The organism is Anoxybacillus sp. CHMUD (assembly GCF_013096965.1).
Classification (GTDB): Bacteria; Bacillota; Bacilli; order Bacillales; family Anoxybacillaceae; genus Anoxybacillus; species Anoxybacillus kestanbolensis_A.
Map to the genome: position 1 here is coordinate 1 of NZ_SDLG01000058.1, position 680 is coordinate 680.

Sequence of the window (680 nt, forward strand, 5' to 3'; positions counted from 1 at the left end):
GATACTTTCTTATTACAGCTGGTCACTGTTTAAATGGTGATAAAAGTGGAGCCTATCAATATGATGTACGCGTTGGTACAGATCATACCGTAGGCAATTGGAATGGAATTGATGTCGGTTTAATTCTACTAGATAGCACAAACGAGTTGAGTCCAAGGTATGTAACAAATTATTTTTATTGGCATGCAGAAGACAATGACGACTATGATAAGAGAATCGAGGGCATAGGCACTTATTATTATAGCGGTATGTATTTATGTAAATCAGGGAATACAACTGGGGTTACATGTGGCTACCTTGAAAGTACTAGTTATAAATATGTAGACTATGCTGGTGACCAGTATGGAAGTCAAAAATTGTTAAAGATTAATAATGATAATAATACAGGCATTTTGAATTATTCATCTGGTGGTGACAGTGGAGCCATCGTGTTTGATCCTTATGCATTCTTAATTTATGGTATTCATTCTGGTGGGGAAAGTCCTGATGGAAGTACAAATCCTACCTATGGTTTATTCACAAAAATCACTGATGTAATGAACATGTATTCTACTCCTTCTGCGAGCTTCTCTATATATATAAGTGATACAAATGTAAGATTTGACTAAAAGTTTTATTAGATTTTATAGAGCGTTTTGATTTTTTTGAAATTGTTTTTTAATACTAAAACTAATCTCTAT

Annotated in this window: 1 protein-coding gene; it reads left to right on the forward strand. The window is 33.4% G+C overall.

The features are described 5' to 3' along the window. Window positions 1-608: trypsin-like serine protease (locus ETB99_RS14565; protein WP_216366211.1), on the forward strand; the 608-nt coding region annotated here is incomplete at its 5' end. Window positions 609-680 lie beyond the last annotated feature (72 nt).